We start from the raw sequence: 22,618 nt of genomic DNA, 5'->3' as shown, positions 1-22,618 counted from the left end.
CAATTGGTATCTCTGATTATATGTATGCATAATTATAAAGTCAAGTGTATTTTTATAGATTTATTCAAATAAAAAAACTGCCCAGACCATTTAATTGGCCTGAGCAGAATAATCGTTCAATTATTCAAATGTAATCTTATTCACCGTGTCACGGTCTAATTTCTTAATGACTGCGACAATCAGTTTCACTGTATTTTCATAATCGTCGCGGTGCAGGATACCTGCATGCGAGTGAATATAACGTGTTGGAATACAGATTGCAAGTGATGGTACACCATTGCCTGACAGATGAATTGAACCTGCATCTGTTCCTCCGCCTGGAATCGTTTCAAACTGATAAGGAATGCTATTCTCTTCAGCTGTGTCAACAACAAGTTCACGCAACCCTTTATGCGATACCATTGAAGCATCGAATAATAGAATTTGTGGACCATCGCCCATTTTACCAGTAGCTTCTTTGGACGTAACACCTGGCGTGTCGCCAGCGATTCCTACATCAACTGCAAATCCGATGTCCGGCTGAATTTTCGTTGCCGCTGTGCGCGCACCACGAAGACCTATTTCTTCTTGTGCAGCCCCCACTCCGAAAACGATATTTGGATGTTTTTCATCTTTAAGCGCTTTCATTACGTCAATCGCAATTGCACAGCCGATACGGTTGTCCCACGCTTTTGCAAGAAGGTATTTTTCATTATTCATCACTGTGAATTCGAAATACGGTACAACCATATCTCCAGGTAGAATGCCCCACTTCATTGCTTCTTCTTTCGAAGTTGCACCAACGTCAATGAACATATCTTTAATATCGACCGGTTTTTTACGCGCTTCCGGCGATAAGATGTGCGGTGGTTTCGATCCAATAACACCCGTCACTGTATCTCCTTTGCGTGTAACGATTGTCACGCGCTGTGCAAGCATTACTTGTGACCACCAGCCGCCTACTGTTTGAAATGATAGAAAACCTTTATCGTCAATTTTAGAAATCATGAATCCAACTTCATCAAGATGTCCCGCTAGCATGATTTTGGGTCCATTCTCATCGCCAGTTTTCTTCGCGATTAATGAACCGAGACCATCCTGTTCAATATTATCTACAAATGGCTCTATGTACTTTCTCATAACTTCACGGGGTTCACGTTCGTTACCAGGAATCCCTTTTGCGTCTGTAAGTTCTTTCAGCATTACTAACGTTTCATCTAATTTCGTCAATTCCTTCGACCTCCTAAATAAATCGTACATGAGTAGTATATGCGAAAAGTGCACTATTATCAAAACATTTAGGATTGAGAATCAAATAAAGTAGAGAGTTGATTGAAATCACTATATAGTCGGCACTCAACAAGTGGAATGTTCTTCCAAAAAAACTTAGTCGCTAGATTTGTTCGTTATACCCTGCAAGATATACCACCTTGTTAACTACAAATAAGTAGTGCCGAATATATAGTAATAAACAAAACATCTCCATAAAAACAGCGTTACCTCAACTATAGAGGTAACGCTGCCGTTGTTTATTCAAAAAGCAATATGCAATTCTATTTCCAACTACAATTACAGCAATTCTTTCCGTAAATCTGCAGCACTTTTTGGAGAAAGCAATCCAGGCGCAATGTCGAAGACTGTTTTCGCACCCGTCTCACCGTTTTGATGCAACCTATAAGCTGCGCGTGCGTACGCAACAAGCACGCTTGATGTGAATTCAGGGTTGCTGTCGAGTTTCAAGGAATACTCCATCACTTGTGCGCTGTCTTCCCCTGTCTTACCGCTGCGAATCACGAAACCGCCGTGTGGCATCGCAGAGTGATCCTGTTTCAATTCTTCTTCAGTAATAAAAGTCACTGTCGTATCGTAATCTGTAAAGTAGTCAGGCATCGTGACAATCGTTTCTTTCACTTTGTTGCCGTCAACGCCATCTGCTAAGACTACATAACATTCGCGGGTATGCTTCTCACGCGTAGTCAATTCTGGTAACGAACCGCTACGCACTTTGTCAACTGCGTCCGGAACAGGAATTGTATATTGGACAGCACCTTTTACGCCTTCAATTCTTCTAAGCGCATCGGAATGTCCTTGGCTCAATCCTTTGCCCCAGAACGTGTAAGTAGCACCTTCCGATAAAACTGCTTCGCCGTACAAACGATTGATGGAGAACAAACCTGGATCCCAGCCGACTGAAATGATGGCAATCTTACCGTTAGGTTTAGCCGATGCATCTACAGCTTCAAAATAACCCGGAATTTTCGCATGTGTATCAAAGCTATCCACCGTGTTGAATAAAGCTGATAGTGCCGGGCCTTGCTCTGGTAAATCATTTTTCGATCCGCCGCAAAGGATGAGTACATCGATTGCATCAGTAAATTTATGGATGTCATCCATCATATGTACGGATACATTGCCATTCAGTAATTTCACATCTTCCGGATTTCTCCTTGTAAACACACCAACCAGTTCCATATCTTTATTCTGATTGATTGCAGACTCAACACCGCGTCCCAAATTTCCGTAACCTGCAATTCCGACTCTAATTGTCATCGTCGTATTTCCCCTTTCAATCTGTTGCATTCAATTTCAGCAATTTATAATATAAGTTTATCTCTTTATTGGTCATTTTTCTATATAACTCGTCCGCTTTCGTAAAAAAAACTTCATCAATGGCAACAAACCCATAGCCACCGCCATTTTGTCTTAGCACAGGAAGACCCTCGTATTTTAAGGGATAGCCGCCTTCCTCGCGAATAAACCCTTTTAACGACTTCATATATTTCATAATTTCACTATGCAATTTTTCATTACCATGCATCGGTTCCGATGATGTAAAAATAAGCGTCGTCGTCTCACCGTATGAACCCGTTCCGATTGAATCTGCCACATTTTCTGCAATCCATCCTGTAAACCGACCTTTGACACCTAGACGACTAATTTTATCAAAAGCTGAGCTTAGAATTTTAATTTTCATCAAAGACAAGTCTGATTCCTCTTCCTTTAGCTTCTCATTATCAAAATGCATGACCCATCCTCCAGTCGTCATTTCTCGATCTGATACGCTTTCTAGGCCGACAAAAGGTCCGAATTTGCTGGGTTCATCACTATACAGCTCTGCGAAAGTGTTTTGCATATCTTCTTGGACCGCTTCGGGCATGTTCACAAGCAGTTGCTTTTCTATTGTGAACACTTCATTCACAATCTGCCCAAAATAGAATGGTATCTCTTTTTGAACACTGATTAATGCTGCAGCCAATCGGGAGCTCTCGTCTTCAAGACGGAGATTCAGCAAAAATGGAATTGTTTCCACCTGACCGTTACCCTTCCAAATAATTGCTTCCATCATTATCCTATCAACAGAAGATTGCACATGTTTCACAGCAATACCCGCTTTGATGATTTCCTCCACATCGAAATAATCCGTTAGAATGAACAATTCGATAGAAGTATCTGCTTTAAGATGCGGGATTAATGACACTCCTGCAGCAATTGATTTGTGAAAGCCCCTATATTCAAGTTGTTTCAAATCGGGAGAGGGCATGTTTACTAAATCCCTCGCAAAAAATGGTTCGGAATAATGTTCCAAGTCTAGTTGAACGAAAATATATCGCTTTTCAATTTCATTTACAATTTCGCTATCATCTTGTTTTTTAAATAAGTTTGTAAAAAAGCCCACTCACCGTTTCCCCCTTTACCCATTCATATATTTCATTAATCTTATCGTTATCTTTCATTAATTGCTAAAGAATATGTTTTGTTCACAATCTCTCCTTTTCCCCTTAGGTCCAAATAATGCTAAAGTATAGGGTAGGATGTTATCTATTAATTGAAAAGAGGCTTCATTATGCGTGGTTTTGTTTACCTCATCGTTTTCTTCTCGTTTTTTGATTTATTTTCGCAACTGCCTGTCATGAGCCCATTTGCATTATCTCTTGGTGCTACACCATTTTTAGTTGGACTTGCAGTTGGTATGTATTCATTTTCAAATACTATCGGGAATGTCATTTCCGGTTTCATGACTGACAAAAGAGGACCTTTTTTCATACTCGTACTTGGACTATTTGCTTCGGCACTCTCTCTCTTCCTCTACGCGTTTGTTGATGGACCAATGTCATTGCTCGGTGTCCGCTTTGTCCATGGTTTTATGGAAGGGCTAATTGTACCAGCTGCGTTCACTTTCCTGGCAAATCGTGCAGAAGAATCTAAACGAGGTAAAAGTGTTGCAATTTCAGGTGCATTCGTTGGATTGGCAGCGATTATCGGTCCAGCTTATGGTGGTATTGTGGCAGCTAAAACAAGTACACCTTTCATTATGGCGGTCAACGGCGGCATCATGATGCTACTGGCAATACTTGCATTCTTTGTTCTCCGATCGTTTACATATGTACGAAAACAGCCTTCAAAAGGAGCTGACAGTTTCCGTGTCAGATATCTTTTCCAACATCCGGGGATGGTCAGAGCATTCGCGGGAGCATTCTTCTTAATGTTCTCACAAGGTGTACTTGCCCTTGTGTTGCCGCTAAAAGTTGAATCACTTGGATTTGATACCAAAACAACGGGGTTGTTACTAAGCACATTTGGCGTCGTCGCTATTCTCATCTTCTTATTGCCCATCAATCGAGTTTTTGACCGTGTACGGCCAGTTGTGACACTTGCATTCGGAATAACACTTATGGGATTAAGTATGCTGTTCCTGAGTCAAGTTGAGGAATTGAATTACTTATATATTGCAATGTGTATTTATGGGGCTGGATTCGCTTTCCTCTTCCCATCCATCAACTCGCTGCTAATCGATTCTTCATCTCCTGAATTTCGCGGGAAAGCATATGGTTACTTTTACGCGTTCTTCTCGATTGGTGTCGTTGCAGGTTCAAGCTTGATTGGATTCTTGGACTTGGAGTACCGAGGCGCTTTCATGCTGACAGGATTCATCCTCCTCGCTGTCGCTTTATATGCCTTGATTGGCTTGAAGAAAAAAGGATCTATTGACAAATCATCGCACGTCCTATAATGTCAGATACGAAATGAATACCCTGTTCGGGAGAGGTTCATAGCGACCCTCTATAAAAAACTATGGATGACGGAATTTACGCCATGTGCATTCGATATGGCCGTTTTCCCGGCGCCTATGGACCTCCCTGACAAAATATACGGGAGGTTTTTTTAATTGGCTGGAAGAGATGAAGCAACATTGACCGACTTAACTTTGCTCGGCAATCAAAACACGAAATACGTGTACGAGTACAACCCCGATGTTTTAGAGGCTGTCGACAATATGCATGTGGATCGCGATTACTTTGTTAAATTCAACTGTCCGGAGTTTACATCACTTTGTCCGATGACAGGGCAACCCGATTTCGCGACGATGTATATCAGTTTTGTGCCGGATAAAAAACTTGTGGAGAGTAAAGCACTCAAATTATATCTATTCAGTTTCCGAAATCATGGCGACTTTCATGAAGACTGCGTCAATATTATTATGAATGACATAATCAAACTAATTGAACCGCGTTATATCGAAGTATGGGGGAAATTTACGCCGCGTGGCGGCTTGTCAATCGATCCTTATTGCAACTATGGCAAACCCGAAACAAAATATGTACAAATGGCGGAACACCGGATGATGAATCACGATATGTATCCGGAAAAAGTTGATAATAGATAATTTGATAACAAAAAACCATCCGGACTGTTCATTGTCCGGATGGTTTTTATGCGTTTTGCATTTGAAAAGTCTTGATTTCTTCCATGAATGCTTCCCCGTATCTTTCCAATTTCGCAAGACCAACACCATTTACTTCGAGGAAATCATCATTTGTAACAGGCATTCTTGCCGCCATATCACGCAACGTTTTATCTGAAAAGACGACGAACGGCGGTACACCCGCTTCTTGAGCCAGTTTCATACGTAGTGCACGAAGCTGGTCGAATAGTGGATCATCATTCGCAACTTGCATTGTAATAACAGTCACTTTTCGATTGACTGTCACTTTACCTGTCAGCACATCTTTCCCTTGTTCACTGACGTAAATGGTTGGAAACTGCCCATTCTCCACGCCAAGATAACTTTCTGAAATGATGAACTCGATGAAATCAGATATATCTTTTGCGCTACGCCCTTTCATTAAACCGTATGTCGTTAATTTATCGAAACCGAATTCAATCACCTTCTTGTTCCGAGATCCTGTTAATACTTGTGCAATCATCGCCTTGCCAAACCGTTGTCCCATTCGAATGACACATGACAATACTTTTTGAACGTCTTCAGTCACATCCGTACTTTCACGTGTGTCGGTACAATTTGCACAGCGACCGCAGTCCTTCACATCTGTCTCTCCGAAATACAAAATAATGAATTTCTGAAGGCATGTTTCTGTATGGCAATAGTCAATCATTGACTGCAATTTTTCAAGCTCTGCCGGAATTCTGCTTGGGTCTTGTGATTGATCAATCAAGAAACGCTGGGTTTGTACATCCTGTGATGAAAATAGCACAGTACAAGCACTGTCAAGCCCATCACGTCCTGCACGCCCTGCCTCCTGATAATAGCTCTCCATATTTTTCGGCATCTGGTAATGAATAACATAGCGGATATTGGATTTATCAATTCCCATGCCGAATGCATTTGTCGCAACCATGACTGACGCCTCATCATTCAAAAAACGGTCTTGTCCAGACTGACGTTCAATATCTCCAAGTCCAGCATGATATTTCGCAACAGACACTCCACTTTTTTGAAGAATGTCGTGCACATGATCAACCGCTTTTCGTGTAGCAGCGTAAATAATGCCCGCTTCTCCTTCATTTTTACGGACGTATTCTTTTACAAATTTTTCACGGTCTTGCCCTTTGACGACCGAAAAAGTGAGGTTTGCCCGCTCAAATCCTGTCATAACCGTATTATTTTCACTAATTCCAAGCTGACGGCAAATATCTTCCCGGACAGCTGGTGTGGCAGTAGCTGTTAGTGCAAGGAGAACCGGCTTTTTATCAAATAGAGAAACAATACTGCTTATATTGCGGTAACTTGGACGAAAATCGTGACCCCATTGCGAAATACAATGTGCTTCGTCAATAGCGACCATCGGAATTGTCATCCGCCGCAACTGATTTTTGAAAGACGGTGAGTCAAGACGTTCAGGGGCGACGTAAAGAAGCTGATACTCGCCCAACACGGCTCTCTCCATTGTTTCAAAGTATTCCTCTGATGAAAGTGAACTATTGATATACGCTGCGGGAATCCCTACTTGGTGGAGTGCATCGACTTGGTCTTTCATCAGTGAAATAAGTGGTGAAATAACAAGAACGGTGCCATCCATCACGAGTGCGGGCACTTGGTAACAGACAGACTTCCCGCCCCCCGTCGGCATAACGCAAAGTGTATCCTGATAGCTCATAACGCCCCGGATAACTTGCTCCTGACCTGTCCTAAAAGAAGGATACCCAAAATATGTTGTCAATATCGATAAAGCTTTTTCGATTTGGACCATCTCCTAACTATATATCAAAGAAAAAAGCACCGGTTAATGGCGCTTAAAGTAGTATTAGTTTTCAAAAAGCATGCGTTCTTCATCGCGGCTATGTATTTCATTGACGACGATTAATGCATGAAACCTATGAAGTACAGCAGGACTCAGATTTTCGTCCTCACGCAGTTGTTCAATATCCTTCACGATAATCCGTAGCAAATCATGGTCTCGTGTCAATTGAACAACAGTTTCCTTCAGATCAGGATTCCGTTCGGCAACTTCTCCGTAAAACCCTTGTTCTTCGGCATCCGCGTGACTGATAACACGTGTCTTCCAGTATTCAATTAAATCATCAGCCGCCTGGTTCGCCAACGCAAGATCACCCTGTTGAAGAAATTCCATCATACCCTCTGTCTTACTAACTGCCCCTGAAAGTCCGCCTTCATGAATTGCGCGGTGGGAGTGTAGTTGCTTAAGTGCTGGTCCAGCCATTTCAATCATCCTTCCGTTTAGAGCTTTGCTTTAAGAATAACAGATTATGCGGCGTATTGAAATGAAAGTCCGTTCGCCATTATATGAATTTCGTTTTCATTGATGTTTTACCTTTTGCCACTTCGATTTCCATGTAAGCACCATTAACTAATGTATTTCCCAGTCCGTGAACCTTTACCCCGTTGGAATTTAGACGAGAAAAAACCCCACAATCGAAAATCCGATCGCGGGATAATACTACTTCTAACTACTGGTTATCACTTAAACATACCGTCGATATACCTTGTTCCGATCATATGAATAGACGACTTGCAAATTCTCTACATACGTTTCTAGATGTACAATCCGTCCCCATAATTGATAAATATAAGGAAGCACACTTTCTAAATACTTAAGATCCAGCTCGGTCCCCTCGTATTTATGCACCAAATACAGTTCTCCGTTGCGCAAGTAATCCCCATTTTCAACTACGATATATGGAAAACCACCGTTTACACGCATGGATACTAGTTGATTTCTTACATTTTCATAATCTTTAGTAGTAATTTGATAGTTGCCGCCCTTTTTTTCAAAGAGATATAAATCTTCCTGTTGAACTAACTCTTTGGTGACATAGTTGCGGATAAAGGATATATCCGATTCAATTTCTCTCACTTCAAAGATTTTTTCTATACCCGTGTTAGGCTGGACCCCTAACCTTCTCAATTTCTCCGTCGGATTATTGTATCTCTTTTCAATATCCTCGTAAATTTTCAATCCTAGATAATAGGGATTAATCGAGGTTTTCGAAGGCTGGATAACATTCGCATTCAATGTAGCAAATTCGATTGTTTCATCTGAGGTTAAATCCATTTCCCTCAAAATACGTTGATGCCAAAATGATGCCCAGCCCTCATTCATAATTTTCGTTTCAAGCTGTGGCCAAAAGTAGAGCATTTCCTCTCGCATCATCGTTAATATATCACGTTGCCATTCTTCCAGTTCACGACTATACTCCAAAATGAATAGCAAAAGATCTTTTTCCTGATTTTGAGGTACTTTCTTTCCCTTTGGTGTTGTTACTTTCTTCTCTGCCGCTTTTCTATCCAAATTCCATAAATCATCGTAAGGCGTTTTCCGTATAATTTCTTCTTCAACACTTTCCTCATCCAAATCATCAGCTGGCCGTTGAGGCCTTAGTATAGAAGGATCAATATGTTCCTGAATGGCTAATACAGCATCTAAAAAACGTTCTACCTCATCTTTACCATGGATCATTTCATAATTCGCAATGCGCTCAGCCGTTGCAGTCATACTCTCTACCATATCTTTTCTTGTGTTAGAGAATCGAACATTATTTTTGAAAAAATCACAATGGGCAAGAACATGGGCAACAATAAGTTTGTTTTGAATAAGGCTGTTCGTATCCAGCAAAAACGCATAACAAGGATTTGAATTAATGACTAACTCATAGATTTGACTCAAACCAAGATCATATTGCAACTTCATTTTATGAAATTGTTTTCCAAAACTCCAATGAGTAAAACGGGTTGGCATCCCATACGCACCAAATGTGTAAATTATATCGGCAGGGCAAATTTCATACCGCATGGGATAATAGTCGAGACCAAATCCAGTTGCGATTTCTGTGATTTCATCAATCGCACGGTGAAGCGCTTTTATTTCCGTCAATCGAATCCCTCCAAGTTTTTATGGAAGAAGCTTTTAAGCGCAAAGTAAACATCTCGTTTTTCTTTCAATATATAATGACGGAATTTCGGATCATCGATTTTTTTAAATGAGGACATCATTGTTGAAAAACGATTATAGGCATTTACCTCACCGTAACCAAACATATTGGAAACAGCCATAAGTTCTTGAACAAGCTTTATACATTTTTCATTATCAGATGACATATTTTCTCCGTCAGAAAAGTGAAACGGATAGATATTATAGCGTACAGGATTGTATTTATTTTCAATCAACTCAAGTGCTTTTATATACGCAGATGAACAAATAGTACCCCCACTTTCCCCTTTCGAGAAAAAGTCCTCTTCAGTTACCACTTTTGCTTCTGTATGATGCGCAATAAATTCAAATTCAACTGTTTCATATTTCGTGCGCAAAAAATTAGCCATCCAAAAGAAAAAACTTCTCGCCATCATTTTTTCGAAATTACCCATTGATGCACTCGTATCCATCATGGCAAGAACTACTGCTTTAGATTCAGGTTTTTTCACATCATCCCATGTTTTAAATCGTAAATCATCATTGTGAAAGGGTGCGATTTCAGCTTTCCCTTTGATGGCATTCCTTTTAATAGCAGTTAAAATCGTGCGTTTTTTATCAATATTTCCGATAAGTCCTTTTTTTCGGATATCATTAAACTCAATTTTTTCAGCCGTGTTTTCGGCCTGCTCTTTTTGTTCCAAATCCGGTAATTCCATTTCTTTAAACAAGGCATCCTCTAATTCAGCAATCGAGACTTCTGCTTCATAATAGTCTTCCCCCGCTTGATCCCCGGCTTGTTTCCCTGTCCCTGGCCCACTTTTCCCCTGCGATCCATCTTTCGCAACCACATCACCTACTTGGCTATCTCCATTTCCTTGCCCTACATGCTTTGATTTGTCATGATTGTATCGAATTTTATATTCATCTAGCGAACGTATGGGGATTTTAATAACGTCCTTACCTTTTGACAAAATAATACTTTCCTCACTGATTAAATCAGGCAAGTTATTTTGAATAGCTTCTTTCACTTTATCTAAGTGACGTTGCTGATCTTGATGGCCCTTTCGGTGAAGAGACCAGTTTTCTTGTGAGATAGCAAAATGTTCATTGTCTTTTTCACTCATCTTCATCCACACCCATCTTTTAGCCAATGTATGCTTGTGATTTTTAGAAAAAAACAAGACCAATACTTCATCAGTCTTGTTCTTTTATCTTCCAGCATTTATCGATTTAGTAGACTTCCAACATAGCGCAACAATTCATTTGCCGAAATTGAATTATAACCATACTCATCGATAAGTCGTGCGATGACTTCATTCACCTTTTTAAGATGCGATTCGTCTGGAGTTTTGGATGAAGTCGTAATTTTGACAACATCTTTTAAATCTGAAAACAGTTTCTTTTGAATGGCTTCTCGCAAACGCTCATGGGAATTATAGTCAAAACGCTTTCCTTTCCTTGCATAAGCGGAAAGTCGAATGAGAATTTCCTCTCGAAAAGCTTTTTTAGCATTTTCCGAAATACCAATTTGTTCTTCAATGGAACGCATCAATTTTTCGTCCGGATTCATTTCTTCTCCTGTTAAAAAATCTCGCAATTTGTTTTTATTGCAATAGGCTTCAACATTATCGAGGTAGTTATCCATCATCGATACCGCGGACTCTTCATATGAATAAACGAATGCTTTTTGTACTTCTTTCTTTGCAATTTCATCAAATTCTTTTCTTGCGATTGCAATATAGTTCATATACTTTTCACGGTCTGCTTGTGAAATGGAAGCATGCTGGTCTAGCCCATCTTTCAAAGAACGTAAGACATCTAGTGCATTAATTGAAGAAACTTCTTTTCGAATGATAGCCGATGAAATTCGGTTGATGACATAACGTGGATCAATGCCGTTCATTCCTTCATTCGGAAACTCCTTCTTCAATTCCTCTACATCCATTTGATTAAATCCTTCAACACTTTCCCCGTCGTAAAGACGCATTTTCTTTACAACATCGATTCCTTGTTTCTTAGAATCTTCCAGACGTGTCAACACTGAAAATATCGCAGCTACCTTAAATGCATGTGGAGCAATATGAACATGCGTCATATCACTTTCTTTAATCATTTTTTCGTAAATACACTCTTCTTGGCTAACTTTTAGATTATAAGGAATCGGCATTACAATAATTCTTGAGTGAAGAGCCTCATTTTTTTTATTGGCAATAAAAGATCGGTACTCTGTTTCGTTGGTATGCGCGACAATTAGTTCATCTGCGCTAATCAACGCGAACCTGCCCGCCTTAAAGTTACCTTCCTGGGTCAGCGATAATAAATGCCATAGAAACTTCTCATCCAGCTTCAGCATTTCCTGAAATTCCATCATGCCTCTGTTTGCTTTATTCAATTCACCGTCAAAGCGATAAGCACGCGGATCCGATTCGGAACCAAATTCGGCAATTGTAGAAAAGTCGATACTTCCCGTTAAATCCGCAATATCCTGTGATTTTGGATCGGAAGGTGTAAATGTTCCAATACCGACACGTTTGTCTTCCGAGAAAAAGATTCGTTCTACCAGTACATTTTCAATTTCACCATCGTATTCTTGTTCAAGTCGCATAGAATTTAACGGCGACAGGCTTCCTTCAATACGAATACCATACCCCTCTAAAAAATCTTTGCGTAAATGCTGCGGGATTAAATGTAACGGATCTTCATGCATTGGACAGCCTTTGATGGCGTAAACCGCACCCTCGTCTGTTTTAGAATAGTTCTCAAGTCCGCGTTTCAATAAAGTCACGATTGTAGATTTACCACCACTCACTGGTCCCATCAACAACAAAATCCGTTTACGAACCTCTAGTCTTTTAGCTGCGGGATGAAAGTATTCTTCCACAAGCCTTTCAATTGACTCTTCAAGTCCAAAAATCTCTTCTCCAAAAAATTGATAGAGCCTGTTACCATCTTTCTCCACTAATCCAGAGCTTTTAATCATATTATAAACACGTGAATGTGCTGTTTGTGCGACTTCTTTTCTGTCCTTCACTATGGCTAGGTACTCAGCAAACGTGCCTTCCCACTTAAGTCTGTTTTCTTCTTCTCGGAAATTTCTTACTTTGTTTAATATATCCATCAATTTCCCTCCAGTCAGGGCATGTTTTATCCATAGTATGCGAGGAGGGAAGTTATAATGACGGTCAATATGAAAAGTGCCACATCCAGAAACGGTTCAATCCGTTTCAGATGTGGCACTTTTCACTACTTATTAACGATTGATGTTTTGTTCTGTGAACTGAACATATTCGCGACGACGAGACCTGTAAAGAACGCAATGACACTCATGACAAACGGTGTTCCACTTTCAGGAATCCCGGGATAGATGACGAATAACGAACCTACAATAAGTCCGATAATCACAGCAAACATGATGTACTTAAAATGCTTCAGCAAATAACTGATTGCTTTGTTGCTGACGATGAACCCCACAATGATTCCTGCACCGATAACAGCGATAATTGATAAATTAAAGTTTGATAATGCACCAATTGCCGTCGAGTAAACGCCCAAAACCAGCAAAATGAATGAACCGCTAATACCCGGCAATAACATGGCGATACTTCCCGCCCATCCAGCGAAAAAGAGTCCAATCGTATTGGAGGCAGTCAGAGATGTAATGACCGCTGTATCTTGTGGTTTAATGAATGCCAGTGAAGCGAGTGCTCCTCCAACTAATAGAATGACTATGAAATGTTGCCATGTAAAATTTCTTTTCACACCTGCTTGCTTTGTAATAAAAGGTAGTACGCCGACGACAAGCCCCATAAAGAAATACTGAGTTGGCGCAGGCTGATTTTTAAGTAAGTATTCGATTACCCTGCTGAAGAGTAAAAGTGTAGTACCGATTCCAATACTTAATGGCAATAAAAACCCAATATGTTTTTTCCAATTACGGCTGAAAAACCCGTTAATCGATGCTAGTAATTCATCATAAATACCCAAAATGAACGCAATTCTTCCTCCGCTCACACCAGGAATAAGATCGCTAATCCCCATAAAGAATCCACGATATAAATTTCTCCACTGCATAACTATAGTTCCTCCAATATCAATTGACTGTTCTTAGTATAACACTTTGACGTGCTTATAAGTAAGAGGGTAAGTGACAATTTAAGCCTACTATATGTAAAGCAAAGTATCCTTTTTGTATGGTTAACTTTACAAAAGGAATATCATACTATACAATCAACTTAACATTCAGCAAGGAGGAATCCATTTGCTTACAAACCGCGTGAAGGAATTAAGAGCGCGTTTCAATTTGACACAAGGTGATCTCGCCGACAAGGTTGGGGTAACAAGACAGACAATCGTCTCGCTCGAAAAGGGTAGCTACACCCCTTCCCTACTATTAGCTATGAATATCGCAGAAGTGTTTGAAATGCCGATTGAGAGAATTTTTTCAAAAGAGGAGAAAAATAAATGAGTATGTACATTACAGTGTTTTTAAGGATTATGCTACTGTTATCTCTAGCGGTAATGGTTTTTGATTATTTAAGGGTAGAGCAGCTATTTATTCAAATGGACCGAGGCTATATTGATGGGTTTGAAGTCTTTATCACTCGATGGCCAGGGTTTATTTTTATAATTATTGTCATTTTATTTGTCATCATAAATACCATACAATTTATTCTCGTCCGTAAAAACAAACACTCTATTTTGAATGCATTCTTAGCCGTAGAATACGATGTTTCAGACGAACGAGCTGTTCAAATTACACATAAAGCAGTCAGTAATGCATTCGTCTTTATTTTAGTTTACTCATTTTTTATTGTTGGATCTTATATGTTCATTCCAAATTATTTTGTTGATTATATTTGGTATCCACTCTTTACAACAGTCTCCATTCCTATAGTTGGATTGCTGACGTATTTAATTTCATTTAAAGTACTGCAACATAAGTAATGAATGGTGGGGATTATAGATGAGAAGCTTAACGATAGCCTAATCTCTTAGAGTTTTGATGATTATTACATTTAGTCTTCATGTATCGGGCACCCTTTATTATGATTCAACTATATATGTTGAACAAATGAATACGGCGTATGCGCTTTACAAGGTCTTTTGGGAGACCACTGAAAAGCCCTAATACTTGGAGTGAATTGGAGTTCCTGCTAATACCGCTTCGACGCTTTGTGGATGCCTCCCGCGATAAGCCAGAAAGGAGGCCGCTTTCAGTCTTATCGCTCCGGCTACCACGAAGTCGCGTCTTCGCTGGATGGTCTATTTGAGATAGCACACTTCATTATCTGTGATGAAATCTGCAACCTGGAGTGCGTCATTCTTGACTATAGGTAGTATCAAGTAATAATCACCTTACAATCTCGGCATATACATCTCAAGATTACATTTCTCTCAATAATGAACACCCTATCGCAGGCGCGGCAAAGGGGTCGCCGAAGCGCCAAGTGTTCTACAATCCACACCCCGAATTACAACTCTCTCATTATCGAGAAGCACAGCAGATTCAATGGGATTCTTTAATTCAACATATATACATCACACAATAGTCCAAGTCCTTATTTCACGCTTTCCTTTTGGATTGTATTAGGGCTCATTTGTTTTCAGCAGTATAAGCATAGAAAGAACAGTCCTGACGGTCGGTTTATTATGAAGGAAATGATTTCGCCTGAATTTTATTCGAATGATGAGCGGGAAGCAGTAATAACTGGAAGAGCGGTAAAAGATGCGCTTTCAGCCATACTTCTTTTCACTCCTATCGCCCTAGCGGCAATGGCTTTGGCCCTGATCTTCGAGGGAGAATTCCGGCTTATGTTGTCTTTATTGATTGCTTCTTCCATCCCGATTGCCGCTTTGATCGCTTATTACATTTCTTATCGCCACCATTATTTACGATAAAAATCTGACGAAATATTTTCTATACTTCCAACAAAAAACGCCTAAACAGATAAATCTGTTTAGGCGTTTTTCATTTAAATAGCTTGCATTTCATTTTTACGACGTTCAATTGCTTCGAGACGCTCGTCATATTGTTCTACTGTCAAGTTATGCTCAACGAAGTAACGGTTCCGCGGGTGTGTACGACATTCGTCCGTACAACTGCGCATATACAAGTGCTCATTTTCTTCAGAACAAATGATTTTTGCGTTACATATCGGATTTGCACAGTTCACGTAGCGTTCACACGGCGTATCATCAAAATGATCACGGCCGACGATTACATGTTCCACTTGATTGATTGGAACCGCAATTCGCTCGTCAAATACGTAACATTGTCCGTCCCAAAGCTGACCTTTGGCAACAGGATCTTTTCCGTACGTGACGATTCCTCCGTGCAATTGACCAACATCTTCAAAACCTTCACGTACAAGCCAACCGGAGAATTTTTCACAACGTATTCCACCAGTGCAATACGTCAGGATTTTCTTCCCTTCGAACTGTTCTTTGTTGTCGCGAATCCACTCAGGCAGGTCGCGGAAGTTTTCAATTTCTGGACGAACTGCTCCACGGAAATGTCCAAGATCGAATTCGTAATCATTACGTGCATCAATGACAACTGTATCTTCATCTTGCATCTGCTTGAAGAACTCTTCAGGGCTTAAGTAATTACCCGTTAATTCATTTGGGTTTATATCATCAGGTAAGCTCAAGTTAACGATTTCTTCACGAGCGCGCACATGCATTTTTTTGAATGTATGTCCATCTGCTTCGTCGATTTTGTAAACGATATCTTTGAAACGATCATCGCTTTTCATCATGTCCATGTACGCTTCCGTCTGTTCAACGGTTCCCGAACATGTACCGTTAATTCCTTCAGTACCTAAAATAATACGACCTTTTAAACCTATTTCATTACATGCCGCCAAATGTTCAACAGCTAACGTTTCAGGATCTTCAATCGTTACATATTTGTAATAGAGAAGAACCTGGTATGCGTTTTTTTCCATTTTTTCCAACCACCTTGTTTTTATAATTGCATGTTATAGCAACAACCGGCTCGGATTATTCACAAATAATTGTAAATATACAAAAGCAAACCCGTATTTGCAAGATCCGGGACGCTGATATTATATCACAAATAGACAAAAGCGCAAGCGCCTGTTCAGAGGCGACAGGCATAAGACGAGCTGGCGAAGCCGATTTTTTACCGCACAGCAGGAGCGACTCATGACCCGAGCCTCTAGGCGCTGAAGTCTGGACGTAGCAAGCTTCTTTAACTACGTTGGTCAAGAATTATTCCGAGTCAATATATACCCAAATTACCCTTCTATTAAGTAAGGTTAATTAGTTTTCCCGTATTTTATGTCAATACTTGGTACATTTCTTTTTTTCATGTATACTATAAAAGTATGTTTAATGATAGATTTCGACATATATATATAACTTTTTGAAACTATTAACGAGACTCATCCGTCTAACTTTTTATAAACAGTAAAGGAGCCTACAACATGAAAAATATGCACCGAAAACGTCGTTCATCCTGGATTGACATTACATTTTCAATAGCTATCATCGCATTAACTGTATCGGCCATCTATTTAATTTCACAAACTACTAAGAACGAGGCTTCTTCGCTTCCTGAAAAGAACAAGGCTTCAACTTCGGTCGTAATCGATACGATTGACTCCCATTATCCAGGTATTAAAATTATTACGGAAACTTCTAATGATACATATATTCCATTTGCCATTCAATATCCGCAAAGTTTACATAGTCCATTCAATGAAGCTATTTCCAAATACATAACAACAGCTAAACAAAACTATTTAACTACAATGGCAGAAAACAAAAAAAACGGTAGTAAATTCACAGGTGAGCTCAACATTTCTTTTGAAACCCTTTCCCATTATTCAGGAAACTATTCGTTTGTTCTTGTTAACAGTAGTTCAACCGGCGGGGCAAACGGTACAACCGATATTCGATCATTCCATTTGAATCCTGAAACAGGAGAAACATTTACAATTGCGGACCTCTTTGGACGTGATCCAAAAAATCTCGAACAACTTTCTACTTTAGCACGCGAAGCAATTTACAACGATCCTTTACTTGCAGATCACGTTTTCCCGGAAGAAGTGCATCTCCAGACTGAACCAATTTGGGCAAACTTCGATAATTTCGCAATCACGGATGAATCTCTTATTCTTTATTTCGATGAATACGAACTAGCAGCGGGAGCAGCCGGTCCGCCGATTATCGTAATTCCAGTGAGTGATATAAACAGCTTACTTTCCGAAAAGTTCCAATTAGTAGTTGAAGATACTGATGAGAATACGATTACCAAAGATCCGGTGAAGGAGGAAAATCCAGCTACGCCTCCTAACGATACAGAATCCTCTACAAATCAAGGCAACAACGATAGTGATACTACTGAAGATGAAACGGAAGGATCCACAGAAGAAGTCGATGATGGCATTAAACAAATTGCCCTTACATTCGATGATGGGCCCGATCCTAAAGTGACCATTCAAATTCTTGAGACGTTAAATAAATACGATGCAAAAGCAACATTTTTCATGCTTGGTAGTCGGGTTGAATACTATCCGGAGATCGCAAAAAAAGTACAAGAAGCAGGTCACGAGCTTGGGAATCATACCTGGAACCACCCTGATTTAACAAAGGCAAACGTCGAAAAGGTGCGCAGTGAAATCAACGAGACGTCTTCCATTATTGAAAATGTCGCCGGTCAGAAAGTAACTGCATTCAGGCCCCCTTATGGCGCAGTTAACAAAACTGTTCGTAGCCAAACAAACTTACCTGTTGTTCTATGGGATGTAGATACGCTTGACTGGAAACACCGTGATCCAGACAAACTTCTTGCACATGTAAAAGGTGCGACAAAAGATGGCAGCATTATTCTTATGCACGATATTCACCAATCGACAGCGGATGGTCTCGATGCAGTTCTAGCTTACTTGCAAAGTGAAGGTTATACATTCGTCAAAGTTTCAGAGTTACAATAAGTAGTCACTTTACTCCCCCTGGACTGGATGTTCAGGGGTTTTTAGTTTAACTTGAGTCAGTAGAAGACTCTGCTGTTTCAAGTTAAGCCTCCAACGGATGTCACAAATTTTGAAAGGTGCTAATTGCGCAAGCGCAACTAGGCCAAGGCGTAATTGATTAATGTAAACCAACACTTGCTCTATACATAATAGAACACATTTGTTATAATAGAATTAGAACAGTTAGGAGGTAATCAAATGTTCATCCAAATCGAACCGGAATCGGATATACCAATTTACGCACAATTAGCCTCCCAACTAATCGAAGCGATTGCTCGCGGAATACTGGTAGGCGGGGATGCGCTACCATCTGTTCGATCATTAGCAGCAGACCTTGGCATGAATATGCATACCGTCAATAAGGCTTACCATGAACTTGAAAGAAAAGAAATCATTCGGATTGTTCCAAAGTCAGGAGCTATCGTCAATCCTCTTTCACAAGATGACATTCGTGGGGATCATCTTGAAAGAATTTCCACAGAAATAAAACCAATCATCGCAGAAGCAATCGTGCTCGGGATGAAACCTGAAGCTATTAATAAATTAATTTCATCTATCATTTTATCTATTAAGGAGGAGTAAAGGAATGGAACTTACACTATTTTTAGTCATAATCGGTTTTCTCTTTGTACTGCTATCCGCCACCCCATTTTTATTGAGACGGACAATTGCGTTCGGCGTAACGATTCCAGAAGGACATACAGACGACCCTACAATTGCTTCTTTCAAGAAAATATATGCCGCAACTATTTTCATTACCGGTCTCATTTCACTGATTGCTTATTTTACCTGGGCCAACACTAGTAGCCTAACGGAAGACAAAATTATCTTAACCGGATTAGCGATTCAGTTCGGTATCATCTTTTTGAGTATGGGGCTCTATTTTTACTTTCATGCAAAAACAACACGTCTTAAACAACTCAATGAATGGGGCTTACATTTGAAACAGGTCCGAATCGCTGATTTAGCTATCCGAACAAAAGACGAAATGCTTCCTTCATTTCTTTATGCTTTACCAATGATTATAACTATTGGCTTAATTGCCTATACTGCAACCCAATACAGTAGTATGCCTAGTATGATTCCAACACATTGGGGACCAAGTGGCCAAGCAGATGCCTTTAGTCCGAAAACACCTTTCTCCGTAATTGCCCTTCTACTCATTCTGTTGGTTATGCAAGGGATGATGCTTGGGATCAATGCATTCACAAAAAAATCCGGCATTAAATTGAATGCCGCAAAACGAAAAACATCTCAAATTCAACAATTATCGTTCCGTAAATACACGAGTTGGTTATTATTTATGATAAGCGTACTCATGACTGTTCTTTTAGGATTCCTACAGCTTACGACAATCCATGAAGGACTTGGTAGTGCAGTACTTATGCTTGCATTACCGTTGGGTTTCTCACTAATCGTCCTTATAACGACAGCTATCTATGCTTTCAAAGTCGGTCAGAGTGGCTCACGGATCAATGTTGACATTGAAGATGATTCTATTGCTGGTATTACTGACGTCGATGACGATAAGTATTGGAAAGCTGGGATCTTTTATGTGAATAAAGACGATTCCTCCATTTTTGTTGAGAAAAGATTCGGTGTCGGTTGGACCATCAACTTCGCCAACCCGATTGGATACATCATCCTATTTGCTCCATTGCTACTCATCCTGGCTATCACTTTCTTTTTATAGTTTTAAAAGCAGTATGTTTCAGAGGTTAACGTATACACTACAGCTGTATATAAGCTGAGCTACAAACCATGCAGAGTATTATTTTAGAGCAACAGAAAACCCACCTTGGCCAAGGTGGGTTTTCTGTTGCTCATTCTACTAAAGCCCTCATTAGTGAAAAACCACTTAACAGCTAGCCCATCCGCTTGAAATGATTGACCAAAATAGCGCACCACTAAATGATTTTTACTGTTGATATTCATTTTTTCATTTTAAATAAGTGTAAAGTAATTAATAAAGCCTTAATCCAATTTTTTCTCTAGTTCAGGTATTGCTGAAATTAGCAGTACTATGATTACGACAATACAATTCGGAATATGCCATAAAGTTCTATATATGTTGAACAAATAAATACGGCGTATGCGCTTTACAAGGACTTTTGGGAGGCCACTGAAAAAGCCTTAGTATTTGGAATGAATTAGGCTTCCCACTAATACCGCTTCGACGCTTTGTGGATGCCTCCCGCGATAAGCCAGAAAGGAGACTACTTTCAGTCTTATCACTCCGGCTACCACGAAGACGCGCCTTCGCTGGATGGTCTATGTGAGAAAGCGCATTTCATAATTTGGGATGAAATCTGTAACCTAGAGTGCGGATTTCTTGACTATAATTATATATGTTGAATCCGGTATATATACTGAGCGAAGGCGCCTTAACAGGGGTCGCCGAAGCCATAAGACTGGCGGCGAAGCTGCTTGGCTTATGGCGGGAGGCATCCCCTAGCGCCGTAGCGATTCAACGGAATTCTTTATTTCAATTTTTATAGTATCAAATAGTAATACCTTACAATCTCGCCATATACATCTCGAAATCACATTTCTCTCGATTACGAACACCCTAGCGCAGGCGCGGCAAAGGGGTCGCCGAAGCTGTAAGACTGGATGCGAAGCGCTAATCCAGGCTTACTGCGTAAGGCATCCCCAAAGCGCTAAGCGTTCTACAATCCGCACCCCGAATTAATACTCTCTCCTTATTGATCACCATAGTAAATTTAGTGGGATTCTTTAATTCAACATATATGATAAACTTTTTTCTATAATTCAACTTCCAGTAAATAAAACCACTATCACGAACATTTTTCACTGTTAGAATTCCCTCTTCATGTACTACTACTATTACGTTCTATATCGCAAGGTAGTTTCAAGCGAATCACTACTTATAAATATTTTCCCGAATTCCACGCAAAAAAAAACCGCGCAAGGCGGTTTTTCAATTTACCATAAACTATATTTAACTAAAGATACTTGTACTATGAAGTGGTTGCAATCTTGCTTTTGGATCGACATAAGCTTTCGCATGATTCACCGCAATCGGCGCTTCGCCAAGTCCGACTGCGATTAGCTTCACCTTGCCTTCATAATTTGTAACATCTCCAGCTGCATAGATACCTTCGATGTTTGTCTCCATACGTGTGTTAACCATAATCGAGTTACGATCCATTTCTAGACCCCAATCTTTCAAGGGCCCAAGAGAAGATATATTACCGTAGTTAACAATTAAATGATCGACGTCAAGACGTTCCTCAGTTCCGTCTTTTTCTGCTAAGACAATGCCACTAACCTTGCCATCTTCCCCTTCAATCACTTTCACAGCACGGGAAGTTTTCACATCAACTTTCGATTCCATCAGTTGATTAACGCTCGTCTCATGTGCTGTAAAGCGTTCACGACGGTGAACCAGTGTCACAGTTGAAGCGATATCCTCCAACATAAGTGACCAGTCAACCGCGGAGTCCCCACCGCCACAAACGAGTACATTTTTATCTTTAAAAATCGTCAGATCCTTAATGCTGTAATGAAGTGTATTTCCTTCAAAAAGTACTTCTTCAGGAAGACCAATCTTACGTGGTTGGAATGCACCGATTCCAGCAGTCAAAAGAATGGTACGTGTCAAATGAACGCCTTTATCTGTTTTAAGAATGAAATGATCTCCATCACGCGTTGCTGACATAGCCGTTTCACCGAGAAGGATTTCTGGTTTCGAATAATGAGCTTGCGTTACTAGATTCGCTACGAAATCTTTCGCAAGAATTTTTGGGAATCCGCCCACATCATATATATCTTTATCAGGATACAGTTCGATCAGCTGACCGCCAAGTTGTGGCAAGCTATCGATGATTTTTACCGACATTTCACGCATTCCAGCATAGAAAGAAGCGAAGAGTCCTGTCGGTCCTCCCCCGATAATTGTAATATCAACGATTTCGTTATTCATAGTTAAACACTCCAATTAGATTA

At 40.1% G+C, this 22,618-nt stretch carries 19 protein-coding genes and 1 riboswitch; of the genes, 8 read left to right on the top strand and 11 right to left on the bottom strand.

Translation table 11 applies throughout. The features are described 5' to 3' along the window. Positions 1–120: 120 nt before the first annotated feature. The 3 genes from AZE41_RS07970 to AZE41_RS07960 all read right to left on the bottom strand — a co-directional run bounded on the left by AZE41_RS07970 (position 121) and on the right by AZE41_RS07960 (position 3,655). Positions 121–1,209: a M42 family metallopeptidase gene (locus AZE41_RS07970; RefSeq protein WP_067207781.1), complete on the bottom strand. Its 1,089-nt coding sequence runs from the start codon at positions 1,207–1,209 to the stop codon at positions 121–123. A gap of 339 nt (positions 1,210–1,548) precedes the next feature. Then, the gene (locus AZE41_RS07965) at positions 1,549–2,529 is read right to left on the bottom strand and encodes a diaminopimelate dehydrogenase (RefSeq protein WP_067207779.1); all 981 of its coding nucleotides are present in this window, start codon (positions 2,527–2,529) and stop codon (positions 1,549–1,551) included. A 16-nt stretch (positions 2,530–2,545) separates the two neighbouring features. Then, a complete protein-coding gene (locus AZE41_RS07960; protein WP_067207776.1) occupies positions 2,546–3,655 on the bottom strand; it encodes a hypothetical protein in 1,110 nt (369 codons plus the stop codon). Between the two features lie 168 nt (positions 3,656–3,823). Between AZE41_RS07960 and AZE41_RS07955 the strand changes: the two genes are divergently transcribed. Continuing rightward, on the top strand, positions 3,824–4,990 hold the full coding sequence (locus AZE41_RS07955; protein WP_067207773.1) for an MFS transporter: 1,167 nt from the start codon (positions 3,824–3,826) through the stop codon (positions 4,988–4,990). A 26-nt stretch (positions 4,991–5,016) separates the two neighbouring features. Continuing rightward, positions 5,017–5,060: riboswitch (PreQ1 riboswitch) on the top strand. A gap of 86 nt (positions 5,061–5,146) precedes the next feature. Further along, positions 5,147–5,644, top strand: a complete 498-nt coding sequence (queF, locus tag AZE41_RS07950; protein ID WP_067207771.1) for a preQ(1) synthase — start codon at positions 5,147–5,149, stop codon at positions 5,642–5,644. 46 nt (positions 5,645–5,690) lie between these two features. On the opposite strand, the gene recQ is transcribed toward queF, so the two are convergent. The 6 genes from recQ to AZE41_RS07920 all read right to left on the bottom strand — a co-directional run bounded on the left by recQ (position 5,691) and on the right by AZE41_RS07920 (position 13,721). Next, positions 5,691–7,469, bottom strand: a complete 1,779-nt coding sequence (gene recQ / locus AZE41_RS07945) for a DNA helicase RecQ (RefSeq protein WP_067207768.1) — start codon at positions 7,467–7,469, stop codon at positions 5,691–5,693. 54 nt (positions 7,470–7,523) lie between these two features. Then, positions 7,524–7,940 (bottom strand): hemerythrin domain-containing protein, encoded by a 417-nt coding sequence (locus AZE41_RS07940; protein WP_067207765.1) that lies wholly within the window; start codon positions 7,938–7,940, stop codon positions 7,524–7,526. A 261-nt stretch (positions 7,941–8,201) separates the two neighbouring features. Further along, positions 8,202–9,611, bottom strand: coding sequence for a SpoVR family protein (locus tag AZE41_RS07935; RefSeq protein ID WP_067207763.1), 1,410 nt, complete (start codon positions 9,609–9,611; stop codon positions 8,202–8,204). Continuing rightward, positions 9,608–10,774 carry a sporulation protein YhbH gene (gene yhbH / locus AZE41_RS07930; protein WP_067213898.1) on the bottom strand — a complete coding sequence of 389 codons (1,167 nt, stop codon included), beginning with the start codon at positions 10,772–10,774 and terminating at the stop codon, positions 9,608–9,610. The genes AZE41_RS07935 and yhbH overlap by 4 nt, the downstream gene beginning before the upstream one ends. A 98-nt stretch (positions 10,775–10,872) precedes the next feature. Then, the gene (locus AZE41_RS07925; RefSeq protein WP_067207760.1) at positions 10,873–12,768 is read right to left on the bottom strand and encodes a PrkA family serine protein kinase; all 1,896 of its coding nucleotides are present in this window, start codon (positions 12,766–12,768) and stop codon (positions 10,873–10,875) included. A gap of 125 nt (positions 12,769–12,893) precedes the next feature. Continuing rightward, the gene (locus AZE41_RS07920; protein ID WP_067207757.1) at positions 12,894–13,721 is read right to left on the bottom strand and encodes a DUF368 domain-containing protein; all 828 of its coding nucleotides are present in this window, start codon (positions 13,719–13,721) and stop codon (positions 12,894–12,896) included. 187 nt (positions 13,722–13,908) lie between these two features. Between AZE41_RS07920 and AZE41_RS07915 the strand changes: the two genes are divergently transcribed. From AZE41_RS07915 to AZE41_RS07905, 3 genes are all read left to right on the top strand, one after another. After that, entirely contained in the window at positions 13,909–14,115 is a 207-nt protein-coding gene (locus tag AZE41_RS07915; RefSeq protein WP_370569981.1) for a helix-turn-helix transcriptional regulator, read from the top strand. Beyond that, on the top strand, positions 14,112–14,594 hold the full coding sequence (locus AZE41_RS07910) for a hypothetical protein (protein WP_067207752.1): 483 nt from the start codon (positions 14,112–14,114) through the stop codon (positions 14,592–14,594). The genes AZE41_RS07915 and AZE41_RS07910 overlap by 4 nt, the downstream gene beginning before the upstream one ends. A gap of 705 nt (positions 14,595–15,299) precedes the next feature. After that, positions 15,300–15,548: a hypothetical protein gene (locus AZE41_RS07905; RefSeq protein WP_067207749.1), complete on the top strand. Its 249-nt coding sequence runs from the start codon at positions 15,300–15,302 to the stop codon at positions 15,546–15,548. Between the two features lie 74 nt (positions 15,549–15,622). On the opposite strand, the gene trhO is transcribed toward AZE41_RS07905, so the two are convergent. Beyond that, positions 15,623–16,597, bottom strand: coding sequence for an oxygen-dependent tRNA uridine(34) hydroxylase TrhO (trhO, locus tag AZE41_RS07900; RefSeq protein WP_067207745.1), 975 nt, complete (start codon positions 16,595–16,597; stop codon positions 15,623–15,625). Between the two features lie 501 nt (positions 16,598–17,098). Here trhO and AZE41_RS23205 point away from each other — a divergent pair. The 3 genes from AZE41_RS23205 to AZE41_RS07885 all read left to right on the top strand — a co-directional run bounded on the left by AZE41_RS23205 (position 17,099) and on the right by AZE41_RS07885 (position 20,342). Continuing rightward, complete coding sequence (locus tag AZE41_RS23205) at positions 17,099–18,610, top strand: polysaccharide deacetylase family protein (protein ID WP_231885793.1); 1,512 nt, start codon at positions 17,099–17,101, stop codon at positions 18,608–18,610. 237 nt (positions 18,611–18,847) lie between these two features. Then, positions 18,848–19,231, top strand: coding sequence for a GntR family transcriptional regulator (locus AZE41_RS07890; RefSeq protein ID WP_067207742.1), 384 nt, complete (start codon positions 18,848–18,850; stop codon positions 19,229–19,231). Positions 19,232–19,235: 4 nt separating this feature from the next. Beyond that, positions 19,236–20,342 carry a DUF1648 domain-containing protein gene (locus AZE41_RS07885; RefSeq protein WP_067207739.1) on the top strand — a complete coding sequence of 369 codons (1,107 nt, stop codon included), beginning with the start codon at positions 19,236–19,238 and terminating at the stop codon, positions 20,340–20,342. Between the two features lie 1,269 nt (positions 20,343–21,611). On the opposite strand, the gene AZE41_RS07875 is transcribed toward AZE41_RS07885, so the two are convergent. Beyond that, positions 21,612–22,595, bottom strand: coding sequence for an NAD(P)/FAD-dependent oxidoreductase (locus AZE41_RS07875; protein ID WP_067207734.1), 984 nt, complete (start codon positions 22,593–22,595; stop codon positions 21,612–21,614). Between the last annotated feature and the right edge of the window lie 23 nt (positions 22,596–22,618).

This window comes from Sporosarcina psychrophila (assembly GCF_001590685.1).
GTDB lineage: Bacteria > Bacillota > Bacilli > Bacillales_A > Planococcaceae > Sporosarcina > Sporosarcina psychrophila.
The sequence above is the reverse complement of the archived record's forward strand: the minus strand, read 5'-3'. Positions and strand labels throughout refer to the sequence as shown.

Excerpts from the sequence above, each read along its gene's own strand:
- AZE41_RS07940 (WP_067207765.1), bottom strand. The coding sequence starts at position 7,940 with ATGGCTGGACCAGCACTTAAGCAACTACACTCCCACCGCGCAATTCAT.
- AZE41_RS07910 (WP_067207752.1), top strand. The coding sequence starts at position 14,112 with ATGAGTATGTACATTACAGTGTTTTTAAGGATTATGCTACTGTTATCT.
- yhbH (WP_067213898.1), bottom strand. The coding sequence starts at position 10,774 with ATGAGTGAAAAAGACAATGAACATTTTGCTATCTCACAAGAAAACTGG.
- AZE41_RS07875 (WP_067207734.1), bottom strand. The coding sequence starts at position 22,595 with ATGAATAACGAAATCGTTGATATTACAATTATCGGGGGAGGACCGACA.
- AZE41_RS07920 (WP_067207757.1), bottom strand. The coding sequence starts at position 13,721 with ATGCAGTGGAGAAATTTATATCGTGGATTCTTTATGGGGATTAGCGAT.
- recQ (WP_067207768.1), bottom strand. The coding sequence starts at position 7,469 with ATGGTCCAAATCGAAAAAGCTTTATCGATATTGACAACATATTTTGGG.
- AZE41_RS07905 (WP_067207749.1), top strand. The coding sequence starts at position 15,300 with ATGAAGGAAATGATTTCGCCTGAATTTTATTCGAATGATGAGCGGGAA.
- AZE41_RS07885 (WP_067207739.1), top strand. The coding sequence starts at position 19,236 with ATGGAACTTACACTATTTTTAGTCATAATCGGTTTTCTCTTTGTACTG.
- trhO (WP_067207745.1), bottom strand. The coding sequence starts at position 16,597 with ATGGAAAAAAACGCATACCAGGTTCTTCTCTATTACAAATATGTAACG.
- AZE41_RS07925 (WP_067207760.1), bottom strand. The coding sequence starts at position 12,768 with ATGGATATATTAAACAAAGTAAGAAATTTCCGAGAAGAAGAAAACAGA.
- AZE41_RS07965 (WP_067207779.1), bottom strand. The coding sequence starts at position 2,529 with ATGACAATTAGAGTCGGAATTGCAGGTTACGGAAATTTGGGACGCGGT.
- AZE41_RS07890 (WP_067207742.1), top strand. The coding sequence starts at position 18,848 with ATGTTCATCCAAATCGAACCGGAATCGGATATACCAATTTACGCACAA.
- AZE41_RS07955 (WP_067207773.1), top strand. The coding sequence starts at position 3,824 with ATGCGTGGTTTTGTTTACCTCATCGTTTTCTTCTCGTTTTTTGATTTA.
- AZE41_RS23205 (WP_231885793.1), top strand. The coding sequence starts at position 17,099 with ATGAAAAATATGCACCGAAAACGTCGTTCATCCTGGATTGACATTACA.